This is a genomic window from Streptomyces sp. NBC_01217 (assembly GCF_035994185.1).
Lineage (GTDB): Bacteria > Actinomycetota > Actinomycetes > Streptomycetales > Streptomycetaceae > Streptomyces.
The window spans coordinates 7,553,232-7,573,875 of sequence record NZ_CP108538.1 but is presented as its reverse complement, the minus strand read 5'-3'; the positions used below and the strand labels follow the sequence as shown (position 1 = coordinate 7,573,875).

Annotated in this window: 15 protein-coding genes; 5 read left to right on the top strand and 10 right to left on the bottom strand. The window is 70.6% G+C overall.

The window, feature by feature from the left end; all coding sequences use genetic code 11:
- Positions 1-52 precede the first annotated feature (52 nt).
- A complete protein-coding gene (locus tag OG507_RS33835; protein WP_327370908.1) occupies positions 53-1,606 on the top strand; it encodes a peptidoglycan-binding protein in 1,554 nt (517 codons plus the stop codon).
- A 237-nt stretch (positions 1,607-1,843) separates the two neighbouring features.
- A complete protein-coding gene (locus OG507_RS33830; RefSeq protein ID WP_327370907.1) occupies positions 1,844-3,208 on the top strand; it encodes an MFS transporter in 1,365 nt (454 codons plus the stop codon).
- Positions 3,209-3,212: 4 nt separating this feature from the next.
- Here the strand turns inward: OG507_RS33830 and OG507_RS33825 are convergent, their stop codons facing one another.
- From OG507_RS33825 to OG507_RS33785, 9 genes are all read right to left on the bottom strand, one after another.
- Positions 3,213-3,629, bottom strand: coding sequence for a nuclear transport factor 2 family protein (locus OG507_RS33825; RefSeq protein ID WP_327370906.1), 417 nt, complete (start codon positions 3,627-3,629; stop codon positions 3,213-3,215).
- An 87-nt stretch (positions 3,630-3,716) separates the two neighbouring features.
- Complete coding sequence (locus tag OG507_RS33820; protein WP_327370905.1) at positions 3,717-4,295, bottom strand: dihydrofolate reductase family protein; 579 nt, start codon at positions 4,293-4,295, stop codon at positions 3,717-3,719.
- A 104-nt stretch (positions 4,296-4,399) separates the two neighbouring features.
- Entirely contained in the window at positions 4,400-4,915 is a 516-nt protein-coding gene (locus tag OG507_RS33815) for a DinB family protein (RefSeq protein WP_327370904.1), read from the bottom strand.
- Positions 4,916-5,012: 97 nt separating this feature from the next.
- The gene (locus OG507_RS33810; RefSeq protein WP_327370903.1) at positions 5,013-8,774 is read right to left on the bottom strand and encodes a S8 family peptidase; all 3,762 of its coding nucleotides are present in this window, start codon (positions 8,772-8,774) and stop codon (positions 5,013-5,015) included.
- A 105-nt stretch (positions 8,775-8,879) separates the two neighbouring features.
- Entirely contained in the window at positions 8,880-10,031 is a 1,152-nt protein-coding gene (locus OG507_RS33805; RefSeq protein ID WP_327370902.1) for an XdhC family protein, read from the bottom strand.
- Between the two features lie 57 nt (positions 10,032-10,088).
- Positions 10,089-11,540 (bottom strand): NCS2 family permease, encoded by a 1,452-nt coding sequence (locus OG507_RS33800; protein ID WP_327370901.1) that lies wholly within the window; start codon positions 11,538-11,540, stop codon positions 10,089-10,091.
- A 236-nt stretch (positions 11,541-11,776) separates the two neighbouring features.
- Positions 11,777-14,161, bottom strand: a complete 2,385-nt coding sequence (locus OG507_RS33795; RefSeq protein ID WP_327370900.1) for a xanthine dehydrogenase family protein molybdopterin-binding subunit — start codon at positions 14,159-14,161, stop codon at positions 11,777-11,779.
- A gap of 2 nt (positions 14,162-14,163) precedes the next feature.
- Entirely contained in the window at positions 14,164-14,757 is a 594-nt protein-coding gene (locus tag OG507_RS33790) for a (2Fe-2S)-binding protein (protein WP_327370899.1), read from the bottom strand.
- A 2-nt stretch (positions 14,758-14,759) separates the two neighbouring features.
- The gene (locus OG507_RS33785; protein WP_327370898.1) at positions 14,760-15,650 is read right to left on the bottom strand and encodes an FAD binding domain-containing protein; all 891 of its coding nucleotides are present in this window, start codon (positions 15,648-15,650) and stop codon (positions 14,760-14,762) included.
- A gap of 260 nt (positions 15,651-15,910) precedes the next feature.
- Here OG507_RS33785 and OG507_RS33780 point away from each other — a divergent pair, with 260 nt between their 5' ends.
- Together OG507_RS33780 and OG507_RS33775 are read left to right on the top strand one after the other, a co-directional pair.
- Positions 15,911-17,665 carry a PucR family transcriptional regulator gene (locus OG507_RS33780; protein WP_327370897.1) on the top strand — a complete coding sequence of 585 codons (1,755 nt, stop codon included), beginning with the start codon at positions 15,911-15,913 and terminating at the stop codon, positions 17,663-17,665.
- 163 nt (positions 17,666-17,828) lie between these two features.
- Positions 17,829-18,614: a hypothetical protein gene (locus tag OG507_RS33775; RefSeq protein WP_327370896.1), complete on the top strand. Its 786-nt coding sequence runs from the start codon at positions 17,829-17,831 to the stop codon at positions 18,612-18,614.
- A 55-nt stretch (positions 18,615-18,669) separates the two neighbouring features.
- Here the strand turns inward: OG507_RS33775 and OG507_RS33770 are convergent, their stop codons facing one another.
- Positions 18,670-19,506 (bottom strand): GntR family transcriptional regulator, encoded by an 837-nt coding sequence (locus OG507_RS33770; RefSeq protein ID WP_327370895.1) that lies wholly within the window; start codon positions 19,504-19,506, stop codon positions 18,670-18,672.
- Between the two features lie 145 nt (positions 19,507-19,651).
- On the opposite strand from OG507_RS33770, the gene OG507_RS33765 reads away from it, so the two are divergent.
- Positions 19,652-20,500, top strand: a complete 849-nt coding sequence (locus OG507_RS33765) for a (2Fe-2S)-binding protein (protein ID WP_327370894.1) — start codon at positions 19,652-19,654, stop codon at positions 20,498-20,500.
- Positions 20,501-20,644: the final 144 nt, after the last annotated feature.

Genomic DNA, 20,644 nt, shown 5'->3' with positions numbered 1-20,644 from the left:
CCCCACTCGGGCCCGGGGGCCGTTCTCCTCCCCCCACCGAGCAGGAGCAGGTATGCCCAGACGAGCCGCCGCCCACACAAAGCTCCGCGCATCCGTCCTAGCGGCCCTCACCGCCACCGTCCTGGCCGCGACCGGCACCCCGGCCTTCGCCGCTCCGGCCGACGGCGACTCCATGAACCAGGCATTCGCACGGGCGGCCGCGAAGTTCGACGTACCGCGTGATCTGCTCGCCGCCGTCGGATACGGCGAAACCCGTCTCGACGGCCACTCCGGGCGCCCCAGCCAGGCGAACGGATACGGCGTGATGCACCTGGTGAGCAACCCCGCCAACCCGATGCTGGAGCGGGCGTCCGCCCTCACCGGCGAGCCCCTGGCCGATCTGCGCACCGACACCGCGGCCAACATCCTGGGCGGCGCGGCGGTGCTGCGCAGCTACGCCGACAAGCTCGGTCTGGACGACCGGGAGCGCGACGACGTCAACGCCTGGTACCCGGCCGTCGCCCGGTACAGCGGCTCGACGGGGAGCGCCGCCGCCCTCTACGCCGACACCGTGTACACCTTCCTGGCCCACGGGCTCTACGCCACCGTCTCCGGCGGTGAGCAGATCTCGGTGACGGCCCGTCCGGTCTCGCCGCAGAAGGGCTCGCTCGACACCGCCGAAGTAAGCGTCCAGAGCCCCGACTACCCGTCGGCGCTGTGGGTTGCGGCCAATGCGAACAACTTCACCGCAGGCCGGTCGGCAAAGATCGACAAGGTGATCATCCATGTCACACAGGGCTCGTACGCGGGCTCGATCAGCTGGTTCCAGAACCCGACGTCGGAGGTGAGCGCCCACTATGTGGTGCGTTCCTCCGACGGCCAGATCACCCAGATGGTGCGCGACGGCGACACCGCGTACCACGCGCGGAGCCAGAACGCCTCGGCGCTCGGCATCGAGCACGAGGGATTCATCGACGACCCGTCGTGGTTCACGGACACGATGTACCGCTCGTCGGCGGCCCTTACCCGCCACCTGTGCGACCGGTACGGGATCCCGAAGGACCGGGCGCACATCATCGGGCACAGCGAGGCGCCGGGCAACGACCACACGGACCCGGGCCCGTACTGGGACTGGACGCGCTACATGCAGCTGGTGGGCGGGAACACCGGTGGCGGCACCAGCGGTGACGGGCTGAGCTTCACCGCGTACGCGACCCAGCGGAGCGGCTCGACAGGCGCCCAGGTCAAGGCGGTTCAGCAGCTGCTGAGCCAGCAGGGCTACGCGGTGGGCGCGGTGGACGGCAACTTCGGCCAGGCCACGAAGAACGCGGTGATGGCGTATCAGGCGAACCACGGCCTGACGACCGACGGCGTCGTGGGAGACAGGACCTGGACCGCACTGCTGTCGGCCGGCCCGACGACGACCCTCAAGCAGGGCGCCTCGGGCGACGGGGTGAAGCGGCTCCAGCGCTCACTGACCGCGGCGCTCGGCTCGACGGTCACCATCGACGGAAACTTCGGCCCGGCGACGGCGACCGCGGTGCGCAGCTACCAGGCGAGCCGGGGCCTGACGGCCGACGGCGTCGTGGGGGCGAACACCTGGGCGGCACTGCAGGCGGGGCACTGACCAGGACCTCACAGGCAAAAGGCGGGGTGGTGCGGTTCGCGCACCACCCCGCCTTTCGCGTGCCGCTCGCGCCTCCCCGACTCCTGCCTCACATCGCTCTCGCACCTTCACAACTCTTGACAGGACACCGCGACGACCCGATGGTGTTCGTTATCTACATACCAACGTGCGAAATATGCACATCAGGCCATCAGGGGCCTCCCTCGCGATGTCCAGTCCATGATTCGGAGCCGCCAGATGTCCACCGACGATGCCGTGCGTCACTCCCAGGCCCGCAGAGTCGCGTTGTCGAGCTTTGTCGGCAGCGCCATCGAGTTCTATGACTTCCTGCTCTACGGAGCGGCGGCCTCGCTGGTCTTCAACGAACTGTTCTTCTCCAGCCTCGACCCGATGACCGGCACCATCGCCGCGTTCGGCACCCTCGCGGCCGGCTACGTCGCGCGCCCGCTGGGCGGCATCGTCTTCGGCCACTTCGGTGACCGGGTCGGCCGCAAGTCGATGTTGGTGCTCACCATGAGCCTGATGGGCCTGGCCAGCTTCATCATCGGTGTGCTGCCCACGTACGCCACGATCGGCATCTGGGCCCCCGTGCTGCTGGTCGCGGTGCGGCTCGTGCAGGGCATCGCGGTCGGCGGCGAGTGGGGCGGCGCCGCCCTGATGGCGATGGAGCACGCACCGGCGCACCGGCGGGGCCTCGCGGCGAGCTTCGCGAACATGGGCGGGCCGGCCGGCGCGGTCCTGGCCACCGTCGTCTTCGCCGCGTTCTCCGCGCTGCCGGAGGACCAGTTCCTCTCCTGGGGCTGGCGGGTACCGTTCCTGCTGAGCGTGCTGCTGCTGGCGCTGGGCCTCTTCATCCGGATGAAGGTCACCGAGAGCCCCGAGTTCATGGCCGCTCAGCGCGTGGCCACCGAGGAGGCGAGGACCGCGGGAAGGGCCGCCGAGGCTCCGCTGCTGACCGCGCTGCGCCGCTACCCGAAGAACATCCTGCTCGCCTGCTTCGGCGGCTGCGGCGCCCTGGTCCTGCAGTCCCTGCTGGCCACCTTCCTGCTCAGCCACGCCCTGGACATCGGCTTCGAGCGCTCCACCGTGCTGACCGTGCAGGCCGTCTCCTCGGCCGTGCACATCGCGACCATTCCGGCCTTCGCCGCGCTCTCCGACCGGATCGGCCGCAAGCCGGTCATGATCACCGGCGCCATCGCCTCGGCGCTCGCCGCGTACCCGCTGCTCTGGATGGTCAACTCCGGCTCCGTGGCCTGGCTCACGGCGGCCTATCTGATCGGCAACCCGCTGCTGCAGGCGTCGATGTACGGGCCGATGGCCGCCTTCATCAGCGAGATGTTCGGCACCCGGGCCCGCTACACGGGCGCCTCGCTCGGCTATCAGCTGGCCACCACGCTCGGTGCCGGGCTCGCCCCGCTGGTCGCCACCAGCCTGCTCTCCGCGGCGGGCGGCGGGACGAACACCGGCACCGTCTCCCTGTTCCTCGCGGTCGTCTGCGTGATCAGCGCCGTGGCCATCTCGCTGACGAGGGAGAGCCACCGGGACGACCTCTCCGGCCCGGAGCCAGCCGCCGCGCCGAAGCGGGCGGCCTCCGCGGCCTGACGGGTCACCCGGACCGCTTCTGCGTACCGGAAGGCGTGCCCCGTACGGCGACCTTGCGACGGCTGATGCGCCACCCCGTCCCGCCGCGCACGATCACGTCCTCGTACGACACGCTTCCGCTCGTGCCGTCCGCCTTGATCCCGAATCCCTTGGACCGGGCGTGCACCCGGCCCTCACCGGCCTCGGTGAGGACGATGTTGGTGACGTGATGGCTGACGGGGCCGTGTCCCCCCATCGACCGGGCCGTGTCACGCAGGGCCTCCAGCCCGTGCATCGATCCGTGCCCCAGGTCCGAGGCGTCGTAGACGACATCGGCGGTGAACAGCTCGTCCAGTCGGTCGAGTTCACCGTCGTCGACCAGGTGCCCGTGCAGGGCGATCAGTTCCATGACGGCCATGCGGTCCTCGGCGCCGAGTGTCATCGCCGGTCCTTTCGTTCGGTCTCGCGACGGTGCGGCCCCTCATTTAGCCCGGCGCGGCGGCGCGGACGCGTCCGCGACTCGGGGTGTTCATTCCGGTGGAGCAGCCGCGGGGCGCTCGTAGCGCAGCAGGACGACCCCATTGGTGAAGGTCCGGGTCTCGGCAAGGTGGAGGGAGGTGCGGGCATCGGATTCCGGGAACAGGGGTTTGCCCCGCCCGATGAGCACCGGATGGACGTAGATGCGGTACTCGTCGATCAGGTCGAGCCGCATGAAGGACGCGGCGAGCCCGGCGCCGCCGAGCGACAGATCCCCGCCGGGCCGGGCCTTGATAGCCATGATCTCGTCGACGTCGACCTGCTGCATGACGGTCGTGTTCCAGTCGGCCCGCTCCAGCGTCCGGGAGAACACGAACTTGGGCGTGTTCCGCCAGATGGCGGCAAACTCCGCCACGGGCCCGGCATTTGAGGGATCATCGTCGGCGGTCGGCCAGAACCCCGCCATGAGCTCATGGGTCACCCGGCCGTCCAGGAAGCCGCCCATGGTCCTGAGCTGCTCGTTGAAGTGACGGTGCAGTTCGTCGTCGACCAGGTGCCAGTCGATCTCACGGTCCGGTCCCTCGATGAAACCGTCGAGCGACATCGACATCATCAGAACGATCTTTCTCATGACAGTCCGTTCTCTCCGGAGCCGTTGCGAGTGTGTGGCGCCAGTACAGTCGATGCCCCGGCCGCGCACCCGGCAACGCGGCTGCGGCGCGGCAAGCCGCCGGGTCAGTAGTGGCCCTTCTCGCCGTCCAGGATCTCTCTGATCGCGTCCAGATGGCCCGCGTGGCGGGCGGTCTCCTCGATCATGTGGAACATGATCCAGCGCACGCTCGCGGCCGAGGCATCGAAGTCCGGGTGCCGGCCCACGTCGTCGAGCGACTTCGCCGCAACGATCTCGTTCGACACCACCGTCTGCCGGTCGTAGTCGTCGAGGAGCTCTGCGAGCGGGACACCTTCGACCATCATGTCGGCGTCCTCGGGCCCGTCGAACATGGGCCCGACGGCCGGACGGCCCAGCAGGACGACCTCGTACCAGAGGTGCTCGGCCCATCGAAGGTGTGACATGACACCCGCAACCGTCATGTGGGGCGAGGCGGGAAGGACGGGCCGGTGGGCGTCCGCCTCCGACAGCCCTTCGCACTTCCAGCGGGCGATCGCCCGCTGGAGGTCGAGCCAGCCGACCAGCTGAGTCCGCTCGTCCGCGTCGAAGGAAGGGCGATTACGGGAAGGGGAGGACGACATGGGCGCCGAGACTACCCGAGGCGATGTGACAGCTCACAGGCGGCCGCACACCCCGGTCAGGGGGTGTGCGGCCGCCTCAGGAGCCGAACTCAGCAGATCACTTCAGGCCGAAGGCCCGGATGATCTCCTGATCGATGCCGAGCCCGTTCCCGGCCTCGGCGTGTGCCTTGATCGAGACGAAGCCGCCCGCCTTCCTGGGCGTCTTGAACCGGGCGGTCCAGGCGCCCTCGGAGGTCCTGCGGAGCTCCGTGGCGCTCCAGGTCCTGCCGTCGTCGTAACTCACCGACAGCGAGGCCTTCTTCGCCTTCACCGCTCCGTCCAGCCACTCCTGCGTGCCGGAGGCCAGAGAGATCTCGGTCCACTCGTCGGCCTCGACGTCACCGGCGAGGTCGGTGTCGACCTTGTAGTCGAGCTGGAGCAACGGAAGGTCGGCCTGCCAGGGACCGTTCTGGTCCATCTGGCCCGAGACGAAGCTCCACTCGGTGTGCGTGCGGGTGGAGGTCTTCCACACGTCGCCGTCGCGGGTGGAGTCGAGGACGAAGCGGTACGGCAGCTTCTGCGCCGACAGGCCGCCGATGTACCCGGCCCGGCCCGCAACGTTCTGGATCAGGGTGTCGCCCTGGTAGAAGGCGGTGGTGGTGGTGTCGTACTCGTCCTCGGGCATGGAGCCCGAGTGGCCCGCGCCCGAGTCCGTCCACGGGGTGAAATTGAACTGCATGTCGTTGGTGACGGAACGGAACGGACCCCAGAAGCCGGTGCCCAGACGCGGGCGGCTGATCGGCGCGAACCAGTCGGCGGGATAGGTGCGACCCGCCGTGTAGTCCATCTCGCCGCTGCGCATCTCGTGCGCGAAACCGGTCTCCGTGGCGTTGAAGACCGAGTGGTCCTCGTACCAGAAGGAGGCGCCCGGAAGCGGGGTGACCCACTCGTCACGGGTGGCGGGGAACTTCTCGTACTCCGCGAAGCCGAGGCCGGGCCCGTAGTCCGGAATGTCGTAGCGGTAGCCACCGCCGAGCGTGGCCTTGTGACCGTAGAAGGTGTTCTCCACCTTCGCCAGCTCACGGGTCGACGGCGCGAACGCCAGCGAGCGGTCCGGGACGGTGCCGTTGTGGCGGTCGACCAGGTCGTACACGTACCGGGCGAACCTGCGCTGGGTCATGGTGAGCTTCTTGCCCCGCGTGGCCGCCTTGATCAGACTCTCACCGGCCAGCTGCTGAACCGAGGCGACCGGGATGGTGGTCGTGGTGCCGTACTCGGTGTACCACTCCGTCGCCACGCCGCGTCCGTCGTTGACGACGAAGAGCGCCTTGGCGCCCGCGGCAAGCGCGTTGGCCAGCCGTTCGGCCGGGGCGACCGCGTCGCTGCGGCGGACGACGACAGCCTTGCCCCTGACGTCCAGCCCCTGATAGTCGGCCGCTGCGCCGTCGCCCGCGAAGACAGCGGTCAGCTTCTGGCTGCTGTCCTCGGCAATGAGCGCACCGCCCTGCACTGCCACCGGCACATCACGGCCGTCGACCGACAGGTCGATCTGCTTCTCGCCCTGGCGCCAGCGGGTCAGGAAGCTGAAGCTGCCCTGGGTGACCTTCTTCGTGGGGCTTGCCCACAGCTGGTCGTACGTCACCGGGATCTGGTACGCGTCACGGAAGACCATGCCGCTCGGTGCGGTGCGTGCCATGTCGTAGCGCAGCTGCCGGGTCTCGGTCTCCTTCGGCGTCCGCACACTGATCTTGCGGGCCTTGGACGCGTCCAGGGTGACGGTGGTCGGCTTGTCGAGGACCGTCTCCGGCTCCATGAGGAAGGCGACGGCCTTGGAGTCCGGGCGGTCACCGTCGACGTCGACGGCGGCCCAGGAGGTGTAGGTCCCCGGGGGCAGCCGCAGCGTGGTGTCGCCGGAGACCGGGACGACGTTGAGGCCGGCGTACGGGTCGTTCAGTTCACCGAGGACGACATACCCGTCCATCGGCTCGCCCGCACGGTCGCGGAGCTTGTACGTGAGGTCGTAGAGCTCCCGCTCCTTGCTCAGTGCGAAGCCGGTGTGCGCGGCGGTCGCGCCGGACGCGTCCTTCGCGACGACCTGGCCGGAGGACGTGGTGCCGGCCTCGACCTTCGACGGGTCCAGCGACAGCACTGCGTCGGCGGTGGAACCGGCGGGGACGGTGAGCTTCGCCGTCGAGAGCGTGTACGCGGCCGAGTCCGTGTCGGTGGCCAGGTCCAGGGTGACGTTTTGCGTACCGGTGTTGCGGTACGTGATCGTCCGCCCGGCGACCGGGTCGGAGGCGCTGTGCGGCCAGTCGTACGAGGCGACCGCGACGGAGCCGGTGGCCTCGATCGTCGTGTCGATCGCCGCCTTCACGTCGAGCCGGCCGGTGCCCTGCTGGTAAGGCGTGTAGTCGGGCAGCTGCTTCGACGAGGACATCAGCGCGTCCTTGATTCGCTGACCGGACCAGTCGGGGTGACGCTGCTTCAGGATCGCCGCGGCGCCCGCGACGTGCGGTGTCGCCATCGACGTACCGGACATCTGCTGGTACATGCCGCTGATGCCGGGGATCGCCTGCGAGGCGGCGGCGTTGATGTCGACGCCGGGGGCGGACAGGTCGGGCTTCAGCCCGTTCGACCGGGTGAGCGGGCCCATCGAGGAGAAGTCCGCGCGGACGTCCTGCTTGTCGACGGCGGCGACGGTCAGCGCCTTGTCGGCCGAACCGGGCGAACCGATGGTGCCCTCGCCGTACGCGTTGCCCGCGGCGATCACGAACAGCGGACCGCCGTCGGCGGAGAGGGCGTCGACGGCCTGGGACATCGGGTCGGAGCCGTCGTCGGGGATGCTGGAGCCGAGGCTCATGGAGACCACGTCGGCGCCTTCTGCCTTCGCCCACTCCATGGCTTCGATGATGCCGGAGTCCGCGCCGGAGCCCTCGTTGCCGAGCACCTTGCCGATGATCAGGTCGGCGCCGGGGGCGACGCCCTTGTTGGCGCCTTCCGATGCGGCGCCGGAGCCGGCGATCGTGGAGGCGACGTGCGTGCCGTGGCCGTGCTTGTCGAGGACCTCCTCGCCCGGCACGAAGCTCTTGGATTCGAGGATGCGGTCCTTGACGTCCGGGTGGGTCGCGTCGATGCCGGTGTCCAGGACGGCGACTTTGGTGCCCTTGCCGTCGTAGCCCTCGGCCCATGCCTGCGGGGCGTTGACCTGCGGCACGGAGTCCTTGAGCGCGGCCTTCACCCGGCCGTCGAGCCAGAGCCTGGCGATGCCGTTGTCCAGCGAACGGGCCGTGGAGGTACGGGCGATGTCGTTCCAGAAGGCCCGGGTGGTGTCCTTGTCGGCCTTCAGCGCGGCGCCGTGGATGCTGTCCAGGGTGCTGGTCTTCTTCGCGCCCCGGGGGGCGACCGGCAGCGAACGGCCCTGGCTCGCCGGGTAGGTGGCGATCAGCGGGATGCCGCCCGACTTCTTGTCGTCGTACCCCATCTCGGCGAGGGTCGAGACATTGAACAGGCGGCGGTCCAGCTTCCCTGCCCCGAGCAGGGAGTTGGCCTCGTCGGGCAGGACGTAGAGGTCGTCACCGGCCTGCTGGACATGCACGCCTCCGACCGCGCCGTCAGGGCGGTCCACGGTGACGGTGTCCTGCTTGCCGACGCCGTCCGTGTAGTGCACCACATCGCCCGTGACCAGGGTGATGTCGTACTCCTTGACGGCGGCATCGGCGTGGCGGTCGGCGGTCCTTGACGGGCCGGCGGCGGAGGCGGAGCCCGCCGCGGGAAGCAGTGCGCCACTCAGCAGTGCGACGGAGGTCGCTATGAGCAGGGCCCTGCGTCCCGCACGCGCGGATCTCGCCCGGCCGGAGGCGGAGGAGAGTGTGAATGTCATGCAGCAGATCTAAAGGCAAATCCACGGCCACGGTTGAGTTCACACCTGGCGTGAAGCCGCCGTGGCGGTATTCCGCCCTCGGACCCGCATGGTTCGCCGGACGGTTCAGGCCACGGATGTGATCATTTCGGTCGGCGGCCTGCCGCCCTCGTGGTGGATCGGGGTGTGCGCCCCGGTGAGCGGTACGCCGCTGCCGCCGCGCCGGTCGGCGACGATCTCGGCGGCGATGGAGAGGGCCGTCTCCTCGGGCGTGCGTGCGCCGAGGTCGAGGCCGATGGGCGAGTGCAGCCGGGCCAGTTCGAGTTCGGTGACGCCGACCGCGCGCAGCCGGTCGTTGCGGTCCAGATGGGTGCGGCGCGAGCCCATCGCTCCGACGTACGCCACCGGCAGCCTCAACGCCAGTTCCAGGAGCGGGACATCGAACTTGGCGTCGTGGGTGAGGACGCACAGCACGGTGCGCGCGTCGACACCGGTCGTCGCGAGATAGCGGTGCGGCCAGTCGACGACCAGTTCGTCGGCCTCCGGGAAACGGGCCTTCGTGGCGAAGACGGGACGGGCATCGCACAGGGTCACGTGGTAGCCGAGGAACTTCCCCGCCCGGACCAGCGCGGAGGCGAAGTCGATGGCCCCGAAGACGATCATCCGGGGCGGCGGGACGCTCGATTCGACGAGCAGGGTGAGCGGTTGCCCGCAGCGCGAGCCCTCGGCGCCGATGGTGACGGAGCCGGTGCGACCCGCGTCCAGCATGGCGCGGGCATCGGCCGCCGCGGTGCGGTCGAGCTCCGGGTGGCCGCCGAGCCCGCCCTCGCACGAGCCGTCCGGGTGGACGAGCAGGGGGCGGCCGAGGAGTTCGGCGGGCCCTTCGGTGATTCTGGCGACCGCCGCCGCCTCCCCCCGTGCGGCGGCGGCGATCGCGGCGGCGAACACCGCCCGTGCGGGATCGTCCGCACGGACCGGTGTCACCAGGATGTCGATGACGCCGCCGCAGGTCAGCCCGACCGCGAAGGCGTCCTCGTCGCTGTAGCCGAACCGTTCGCGCACGGTGGCGCCGTCGTCCAGCGCCTGCTCGCACAGTTCGTACACCGCGCCCTCCACACACCCGCCGGAGACCGAGCCGATCGCCGTGCCCTCGCGGTCGACGGCGAGGGCGGCTCCCGGCTGCCGGGGCGCGCTGCCGCCGACGGCCACGACGGTGGCCACGGCGAAGTCACGTCCCTGCTCGACCCACCGGTGGAGCTCTTCGGCGATGTCCAGCATGGCGTTTCTCCTTCTGCTACGGGGGTGCGGAGGGGCGGAAAGGCCCTGGGGCCTTTCCTATTCGGCGCCGATCCAGCTCTCGATCGGGCTGAGCGCGAAGTACACGACGAACACGGCGGTCAGCACCCACATGAAGGCGCCGACCTCACGGAGTCTGCCCTGCGCCGCCTTGATCGCGGCGAAGGAGATCACTCCGGCGCCGACACCGGCGGTGATGGAGTACGTGAACGGCATCAGGGCCACGGTCAGGAAGACCGGCACCGCGACGGAGCGGTCGCTCCAGTCGACATGGCGGGCGTTCTGCATCATCATCGCACCGATGACGACCAGCGCGGCGGCGGCTATCGGCCCCGGCACGATCTGGGCGAGCGGGGTGAAGAACAGTCCGGCGGCGAAGAGCACCCCGGTGACGACGGAGGACAGGCCCGTGCGGGCCCCCTCGCCGACGCCGGTCGCCGACTCGATGAAGACGGTCTGGCCGGAGGCTCCGGAGACCCCGCCGATCGCCCCGCCCGCGCCGTCGATGAACAGCGCCTTGGACAGGCCCGGCATCCGGCCCCTGCTGTCGGCGAGCCCGGCCTCCGTACCGACGCCGATGATGGTCGCCATCGCGTCGAAGAAGCCGGCCAGCACCAGGGTGAAGACGATCATACCGACCGTCATGACGCCGATGTCGCCCCAGCCGCCGAACTCGACATGGCCGAAGAGCCCGAAGTCGGGCATCGAGACGGCGCTGCCCTGCAGTTCGGGTGCGCTGCCGCCCCAGGCCTTGGGGCTGATGTCGCCGACCGCGTTGACGACGACGGCGAGGATCGTGCCGACGACGATGCCGATCAGGATCGCGCCGGGCACATTGCGGGCCTGGAGCATGAAGATGAGCAGCAGCGTGACGCAGAAGAGCAGTACGGGCCAGCCGGTCAGCTGCCCGCCCGCACCGAGCGTGACCGGGGCGCCCTTGCCGACGAAGCCGGCGTTGACCAGTCCGATCAGGGCGATGAACAGGCCGATGCCGATGGTGACGCCGTGTTTCAGGGCCAGCGGTATCGCGTTCATGATGATCTCGCGCAGCCCGGTGACGACCAGCAGCACGATCACCGCGCCGTACATCACACACATGCCCATGGCCTGCGGCCAGGTCATATGGGGTGCCACCTGGGTGGCGAGGACGCCGGAGACGGAGAGTCCCGCGGCGAGGGCGAGGGGCACCTTGCCGATGAAGCCCATAAGCAGGGTGGATACGGCCGCGGCGAGCGCGGTCGCCGTGATCAGCCCGGCGTGGCTGAGGCGGTGGCCCGCCACGTCCGGCCCGGACAGCAGGAGCGGGTTGAGCAGAAGGATGTAACACATCGCCATGAAGGTGGTGATGCCGCCGCGCACTTCGCGTGTGACGGTGGTGCCACGGTCGGAGATGTGGAAGTAACGGTCGAGCCAGGACCTTCCGGCGGGGACGCGCGAGCCCGGGCCCACGTCCTTCGCACTGGTCCTGGGCTCCACTGACTGCTGGGTCATGATGCCTGACTCCCAAGGTTCACAGGGGCACCCGCGATGAAGAATCGATATGCGGGATTTGGGATGACTGTGCTGGCTGCACGACCCGGGGGACGGCCCGAGGCGAACTGTTCATGCTGAGTGGAACGTGACGCGTGATGTGCGAGGTGTTGCATACTCCGGGCGGTGCGGGCAGCGGAAGTGTGACGTTCCTGGGAGGCACGCACCGCCCGGAGAGTTGGGGAGGCAGCCCGGTCTCAGGTGCCGGTGAGGTGCTCGGGGCGCACCGGGGTCCTGTTGAGCTCCAGGCCCGTCGCGTTCCGGATCGCCGCGAGGACGGCCGGGGTGGACGACAGGGTGGGGGCCTCGCCGACGCCGCGGAGCCCGTACGGGGCGTGGTCGTCGGCGAGTTCGAGCACATCGACCGGGATGGTCGGCGTGTCGAGGATGGTGGGGATCAGATAGTCCGTGAAGGACGGATTGCGTACCTTCGCGGTCTTCGGGTCGACGATGATCTCCTCCATGACGGCGACGCCCAGTCCCTGGGTGGTGCCGCCCTGGATCTGCCCTTCGACGGAGAGCGGGTTGAGGGCCTTGCCGACGTCCTGGGCGCAGGCCAGTTCGATGACCTTGACCAGGCCGAGTTCGGTGTCGACCTCGACGACCGCCCGGTGGGCGGCGAAGGAGTACTGGACGTGGCCGTTGCCCTGTCCGGTGCGCAGGTCGAACGCCTCGGTGGGCCGGTGGCGCCACTCCAGCTCGATGTCGACCGCCTCGTCCTCCAGTACGTCGACCAGATCGGCGAGCACCTCGCCGCCGTCGGTGACGACCTTGCCGCCCTCCAGGAGCAGTTCGGCGGTGGCCCAGGCCGGGTGGTACGTACCGAACTTGCGGCGGCCGATCTCCAGGACCTTCTCGCGGACGGCCTCGCAGGAGTGCTTCACGGCGCCGCCGGTGACGTATGTCTGGCGGGAGGCGGAGGTGGAGCCGGCCGAGCCGACCCGGGTGTCGGCCGGGTGGATGGTGACCTGGGCGACGCCGAGTTCGGTGCGGGCGATCTGGGCGTGGACGGTGACACCGCCCTGCCCGACCTCCGCCATGGCGGTGTGGACGGTCGCGACGGGTTCCCCTCCGATGACCTCCATGCGCACCCGGGCGGTGGAGTAGTCGTCGAAGCCCTCGGAGAAGCCGACGTTCTTGAGGCCGACCGCGTAGCCGATGCCGCGTACGACGCCTTCGCCGTGGGTGGTGTTGGACAGTCCGCCGGGCAGGGCCCGTACATCGGCCGGCTCGCCGGCCACCTCCCACTGGCGCTCGGGCGGCAGCGGCCTGGCCTTGACCCGGCGCAGCAGCTCGGCGACCGGGGCGGGCGAGTCGACGACCTGCCCGGTCGGCAGGAGGGAGCCCTGCTCCATGGCGTTGAGCTGCCTGAACTCGACGGGGTCCATGCCCAGTTCGGCGGCGACCTTGTCCATCTGCGCCTCGTAGGCGAAGCATGCCTGGACCGCGCCGAAGCCGCGCATGGCGCCGCACGGCGGGTTGTTGGTGTAGAGCGCGATCGCCTCGATGTCGACGTCGTCGATGACGTACGGGCCGACGGAGAGCGAGGAGGCGTTGCCGACGACGGCCGGGGAGGCGGAGGCGTAGGCGCCGCCGTCCAGCACGATGCGGCACTTCATGTGGGTGAGCTTGCCGTCGCGGGTGGCGCCGTGCTCGTACCACAGCTTGGCGGGGTGGCGGTGGACGTGTCCGAAGAAGGACTCGAACCGGTTGTAGACGATCTTGACCGGTTTGCCGGTATGGAGCGCCAGCAGGCAGGCGTGGATCTGCATCGACAGGTCCTCGCGGCCCCCGAAGGCACCGCCGACGCCGGAGAGCGTCATGCGGACCTTGTCCTCGGGCAGGCCGAGGACGGGGGCGATCTGGCGCAGGTCGGAGTGGAGCCACTGGGTGGCGACGTACAGGTCCACACCACCGTCCTCGGCGGGCACGGCAAGACCGGACTCGGGGCCGAGGAAGGCCTGGTCCTGCATGCCGAAGACGTACTCGCCGCTCACGATGACATCGGCGCGGGCCGCCGCCGCGTCCGCGTCACCGCGGACGATGGGCTGGCGGTGGACGATGTTGGGATGCGCTACGTGCCCCGCGTGGTGGTCGTCGCGGCCCTCGTGGATGAGGGGCGCGCCGGGGGCGGTGGCGGAGGCCTCGTCGGTGACGACGGGCAGCTCGCGGTAGTCGATCCTGATCTTGGCGGCGGCGCGGCGGGCCGTCTCCGGGTGGTCGGCGGCGACGAGCGCCACCGGTTCGCCGTGGTGACGGACCTTGCCGTGGGCGAGGACTGGGGTGTCCTGGATCTCCAGACCGTAGTTCTTCACCGAGGTCGGCAGGTCTTCGTAGGTGAGTACGGCGTGGACGCCGGGGGTGGCGAGCGCCTGGGAGATGTCGATCGAGACGATCTCGGCGTGCGCGACCGTGGAGCGCAGGGTGTGGCCCCAGAGCATGTCCTCGTGCCACATGTCGGAGGAGTACGCGAACTCGCCGGTGACCTTCAGGATGCCGTCGGGGCGCAGCGTGGACTCGCCGATCCCGCCCTTGGTGCGGGTGCCCTGGTTGATGCTGGCGGGGTTGCCGGTAACGCCCATCGTCAGACCGTTTCTTCCGCGCGGGCGGCCGCGAGACGGACCGCGTCGAGGATCTTCTCGTAGCCGGTGCAGCGGCAGAGGTTGCCGGAGAGTGCCTCGCGGATGTCCGCGTCGGACGGCTCCGGGTTGCGCTCCAGCAGCTCATCGGCGGCGACCAGCAGACCGGGGGTGCAGAAGCCGCACTGGACGGCTCCGGCGTCGATGAACGCTTGCTGGATCGGGGAGAGTTCACCGGCGTCCCGGGACTGCTCACCGCTCGGCTTCGCCTCCCAGCGGCGGGCCTTGTCGAGCTCGGTCCCGCAGGCGCCGGAGGCGCAGCCACTACCGGGGTGTGCCTCGGAGCGGTGGGCGGCGAAGTCGGCGAGGCCCTCTACGGTGACGACCTCGCGGCCCTCGACCTGGCCCGCGGCGACCAGACAGGAGCAGACCGGGACACCGTCCAGCCGGACCGTGCACGACCCGCACTCGCCCTGCTCGCAGGCGTTCTTCGAGCCGGGCAGACCCATCCGCTCGCGCAGTACATAGAGGAGGGACTCGCCCTCCCAGACGTCGTCCGCCTCGTGCCTGCGGCCGTTGACCGTGAAATTGACGCGCATGATCAGGCAGCTCCTTCGGTGCTGCGGCCGTTGCCGCGGTACGACTCCCAGGTCCAGCCGAGGGTGCGGCGGGCCATGATTCCCACCGCGTGCCTGCGATAGCTCGCGGTGCCGCGCACATCGTCGATCGGGTTGCAGGCGCCGGCGGCGAGCATGGCGAACTGCGCGGCGATGGACGGTGTGATGATCGTGCGGCTGTCCCAGAACCCGCCCTCTTCGAGCGCGGCGTTCAGGAATTCCTCGGCCGCCTTCGCCCGTACGGGCGTGGGCGCGGCCGAGCCGATGCCCGTACGGACCGTGCGGGTCTCGGGGTGCAGGGCCAGGCCGAAGGCGCAGACCGCGATGACCATCGCGTTGCGGGTGCCGACCTTGGAGTACTGCTGCGGCCCGTCGGCCTTCTTGATGTGCACTGCCCGGATCAGCTCGTCCGGTTCGAGGGCGTTGCGCTTGACGCCGGTGTAGAAGGCGTCGATCGGGATCATCCGCGTGCCGCGTACGGACTCGGCCTCGACCTCGGCGCCAGCGGCGAGCAGCGCCGGGTGCGCGTCACCGGCGGGCGACGCGGTGCCCAGGTTCCCGCCGACGCCGCCGCGATTGCGGATCTGCGGCGATGCGACGGTGTGCGAGGCGAGCGCAAGACCGGGCAGCTCGGCCCGCAGGTGCTCCATGATGTGGCTGTACGGCACGGAGGCGCCGAGCCGCACGTTCTCCTGGCTCACCTCCCACTCGGACAGCTCACCGATGCGGTTCAGGTCCAGGAGGTACTCGGGCCGCCGGTGGTCGAAGTTGATCTCGACCATCACATCGGTGCCGCCCGCGATGGGCACAGCCGTCGGGTGCTCGGCCTTGGCGGCGAGCGCCTCCTCCCAGCTGGCGGGGCGAAGGAAGTCCATGAGTGGCTCTCTTCTTCTCAATCGGGTCGTTCGCTGGGGCTGGGGACGGCCGGCCCTCGATTGGCTCGTTCATGTGCTGTTAACGCGGTGTGTGGCCCAGTACACAACCGGGACTCCACGCGGTGCAGTCACCGAAACCATGAAGGAGTTGGCTGGTCTCCGTCCTCGTCTTGTAGATTCGAACGAATGGCGGGGCTCAGTAACCTCACCGCAATACCCAGTTTTCACCCGCACCAACGAAAGAGATCGGCGGCAACGACATGCGGCTGCGCGCCCTGCTGGAAACCGATGCGCTGGGCCTGCGGCTGCTCGGCGGCGAGGACGAACTCGACCGGTCCGTCCGCGGCGTCATGACCACCGACCTGCGGGATCCGAGCCGCTATCTGACCGGCGGCGAACTGGTACTGACCGGCCTGGCGTGGCGCCGGGACGCGGCGGACTCGGAGCCGTTCGTACGGATCCTCACGGGCGCCGGGGTCGCCGGGCTGGCGGCGGGCGAGGCGGAACTCGGCGAGATCCCGGGCGATCTGATCGAGGCGTGCGAGCGGCATCACCTGCCGCTCTTCGCCGTCCATGAGACCGTCGCGTTCGCAACGATCACCGAACATGTGGTGCGCCAGGTGTCCGGCGAGCGGGCGGGTGATCTGGCGGCGGTCGTGGACCGGCACCGCAGGCTCATGACCTCGGGTCCGGCGGGCGGCGGCCCCGAGGTGGTCCTCGATCTGCTCGGCTCCGACCTCGACCTGCACGCCTGGGTGCTCTCCCCCACCGGCCGGCAGATCGCGGGCGCCGGTGACGCACCGCTGGCCGGAACGGTCGGCGCGGCGCTCGCCGGCCACCATCTGGCCGCCACCCGCACCGGCCGCCGGGCCCCGCACCGGGCCACGGTCGAGGGCATCACGTATTCGCTCTTCCCGATCCGCAACGCCGTGCGGGGCGCGGTCCCCGCCTCCCGCGACGTGCGCGAGTCGGTGCTCTCCGACTGGCTGCTCGCCGTCGAGGCGGACGCGAGCGACTGGCCGCCCGCCCGGCTGGATCTGCTCCAGGGCGTCACCCAGCTGATCGCCGTCGAACGGGACCGGCGCGACGCGGCCCGTACGGTACGCCGCAGGCTCGCCCAGGAAGTCCTGGAACTGGTCCAGACGGGTGCCGCGCCGGCCGAGATCGCGGCCAGGCTGCGGGTCGCCGCCCCGGTGCTGCTGCCGGGCCTCGGGACCGCGCCGCACTGGCAGGTCGTGGTGGCGCGGGTCGAGTGGGGCGGCGCGGAGGGCTCCGCCGCGGCGGGCGGCCCGGCCGGAAGCTCCGGCTCCGCCCTCGCGGGCGGCCCGGTCGCCCAGGCGCTGCTGGAGGAGATCCTCGTCGACCCCGCGGTCGCGGGCCCCGAGTCCGCGGACCGGATCGCGGTCGCCCACACGGGCGACGAGGCCGTCGCCCTCGTACCGCTGCCCGCCGTCACCGCGCCCGTACCGGCCGACGAAGCCGACGCGGCGTACGCCGGGGAGTCCGCCGGTCAGGACCCCGCGCTCCACGCCGATGTGCTGCTCGCCGCCGTCCGCGAACCGCTCTCCGCGGGCCTCGCCGACGACGGCCGGCTGACACTGGGTGTCAGCGCGGCCGTGCACTCGCCCGAAGGTCTGCGCGGCGCCCTGGAGGAGGCCCGGCACGCCCGCCGGGTGGCGGCGGCCCGCCCCGGCCGGGTCTGCGCGGCCGGCCACCACGAACTGGCCTCGCACGTCCTGCTGCTGCCGTTCGTCCCCGACGACGTGCGCCGCGCGTTCACCGCACGGCTGCTCGACCCGCTGCGCGACTACGACCGGCGCCACCGCGCGGAGCTGATCCCGACGCTGGAGGCGTTCCTGGACTGCGACGGTTCCTGGACCCGCTGCGCGTCCCGGCTCCATCTCCATGTCAACACGTTGCGCTACCGGGTCGGGCGAATCGAGCAGTTGACGGGGCGTGACCTTTCGCGCCTGGAGGACAAGCTCGATTTCTTCCTCGCCCTGCGTATGAGCTGACTTCCAAGCCCTGCCACGGCTCCGGGCGGGTCCGGTCGTTTGTGAAATCTTTCACCTGACATTGACCCGACCCCTTGGCCCGGCGTGCCATTCCGTGCTGAGATGCGGCCAGACTCAACAGCTCAATGGCGTGCTCGGGGAGGGCAATGTGGCGCATACCGCCATGTCTGGTTCCGGAACGACAGCAGATGACGATCCGCCGCTCCAGACAGCGGTATGGCGGCTGCGATCACGCGCCTGCTGGACGGACGCCGCCGCGCTGCTCGAACAGGACGCCGCCACCGATCCGGCGGCGGCCCTCCAGCGGACCGCGCTGCTGACCGAGCGCTGCCTGTACACCGGGCAGGGCTGGACCGACGCCGAGGACGCCTTGCGCACCGCCGAGGCGCTGGCCCAGGACGACGCCGAACGCGGTGCGGCCGCCTGTGAGCGCGGCCATCTGGCGTACGCGTCGACGCTTCTGGGAGTACGTGACCGGGCCGACGAGGCCAGCGTCGCCCTGAGCCGGGCCGCCGCACTGCTCGCCCCGTCCGCGCCGGGCCGCCCGCTGCTGGACTTCCGCCGGGGCCTGATCGCGCAGAACATCGCCGACTCGCCGCAGGCCGCGCGCGCCGCGTACCGCAGGGCCCACGCCGGTGCCACCGCCCAGGGCGACGCGCTGCTGCTCTCCTCGACCTGGCGTCATCTCGCCCTGCTCGCCCTGCGCGACGGCGAACTGGCGGAGGCGCGGCACGGCTTCGCCGAGTGCCTGCGGATAAGGGAGGAGCTCGGCTATCTGATCGGTACGGCCCCGGCCCTCATCGCGCTGGCGGACTCCGAGCCGGAGCCCGAGGCCGCGACCCGGCTGCGCGCCGAGGCCGGCCGGCTCTTCCGGCTGCTCGGGGGCGTACCGACGTGGCTGGCCCCGCATCTGGACCCGCCGCCCCCGGAGACGGCCGGGGCGAACTGAGAGGGCCCGGCAGCAGGCGTCATGGCCGCCGGCCGGGCCGACAGGGCCGCACGGTTCAGCCCTCGGCGCCGGTGAAGTGCTCCCGTACGAGCGACTGCACGACGGCGAGGTCCTTGGCGATGAGCGCGTCGAGCAGGGCGGTGTGTTCGGCGGCGTCGGCCAGGAGGTCGGCGCGGCGGGTGACGGGATTGTTCCCCAGGGGCCACTGGGAGCGGCGGTGCAGATCGTCTGCGACCATCACCAGCTGCTCGTTGCCGCAGAGCGCGAGGACCGCGCTGTGGAAGACCCGGTCGGACTCGGCGTAGCCGGCCCGGTCGCCCACGGCCGCGGCCGCTACGGTGGCGTCGGCCAGCGGGCGCAGTGCGCACCAGCGGGCGGGCGGGACGCTGCGGGCCAGTCGCAGCATGACCGGGACCTCGATCAGGGCCCGCACCTCGGCCAGCTCGGCCAGCTCACGCGGGCCCCGCTCGGACACCCGGAAGCCGCGGTTCGGTACGACCTCGACGGCACCCTCGATGGCCAACTGCTGCATGGCCTCACGCACCGGGGTCGCGGAGACCCCGAAGCGGACACCGAGGACGGGGGCGGAGTAGACCTGCCCGGGGACGAGCTGACCGTCGACCAGGGCGGCGCGCAGGGCGTCCAGGATCTGGCCGCGCACGGAGTGACGCCGTACCGCATGGCGCGGGGCGGTCGGCCCGCTGTGGGTGTGCTCGCCACGCACCTGCTCACTGCGGGGCTGTTCACCGCGAGCCTCATCACCGCGTACCTGTTCACCGCGAGCCTGATCGCCGCGTGACTGCTCGGGCACCCGGACGGAGGCCGGGGTCGCCATGGACGCGATGGACGTGTGCGACGTCCGTGCCTGCTCACGCCCTCTGCGCTGCTCCACTGGGACCTCCTCGGCCTGCCGCGGGCGCGGCTCGCGTGCGCCATGCCCCTGTGCACGATAGGCGCAGGGGGCCGCAGTTCAAACATCGATCCGTTCGGGTAAGGTAAGGCTTACCTGCAAACGATCCCGATTCGGCGGTCCCTGCATGACACCCCCCGTTCTCCTTCCCGGTACCACCGCGTCCGCCGTGACGGGCGCGTACGCACGCCTGGCCGAGGTCTTCCCCGGGCTGCGCGCAGAGGTGCTGACGGACGGCGAGAGCGCCCCCCGCGATTCCGGCTGGGTGGGAGCGCACGAGCTGGCCGCCGGTGGTGCCGCGCTCGACGCCTTCCTCGCCTGGGACCACGAGCAGGTGGTGCGGGACTACGGGCAGCAGCCCCGCCCCGATGTGGTCGCAAGCTTCGGACTGCACCGGTACGCCTGGCCCGCCTGCCTGCTGGTGACGGTGCCGTGGTTCCTGCACCGGCGAGTGCCCCGGGTCCCCGTCGAGGATGTGTCGTTCCAGCGGACCCTGGGCCATCTGACCCTCCGCGTAAGGGAATTCGCCTGCCTCCCGGACGATCCGGCGGCCGGGCTGCCGGGTGCCCGGGTGGTCTCCGACGAGGCGGCGCTGCGGGCAGAGGTGCTCGCCGCCGTGGCCGACCACATCGGCCCGGTGCTGGACGGCTTCGGACCACGGATGCGGCGCGGCAAGCGGGCGCTGTGGGGCATGGCGACGGACGAGGTCGTCGAGGGCCTCTGGTACATCGCCCATCTGCTCGGCGAGGAGCGGCGGGCGATGGCCGAGCTGGAGGCGCTCCTGCCGGGCACCACGAAGCCGTACGTCGGCACGGCGGGCTTCCGTGAACTGACCGGGCCGAACGGCGAATCGCTGCCCACCCGCGACCGGGCGAGCTGCTGCCTCTTCTACACGCTGCGCCCCGAGGACACCTGCGTCACCTGCCCGCGCACCTGTGATGCCGAGCGCGTACGGAAACTGACGCCCACTCACTGATCCACACCGCCCGTACGGGTAGTACTATTCGAACACAGATCAGTGGCCGTGTACGGATATTCGATCAGATCCCGGCTATCCGTATGCCCTGCCAACCCAATGGCGTTCTCTTGCCCCGAAACCCCCTGAGCGTGACGGGGTTTC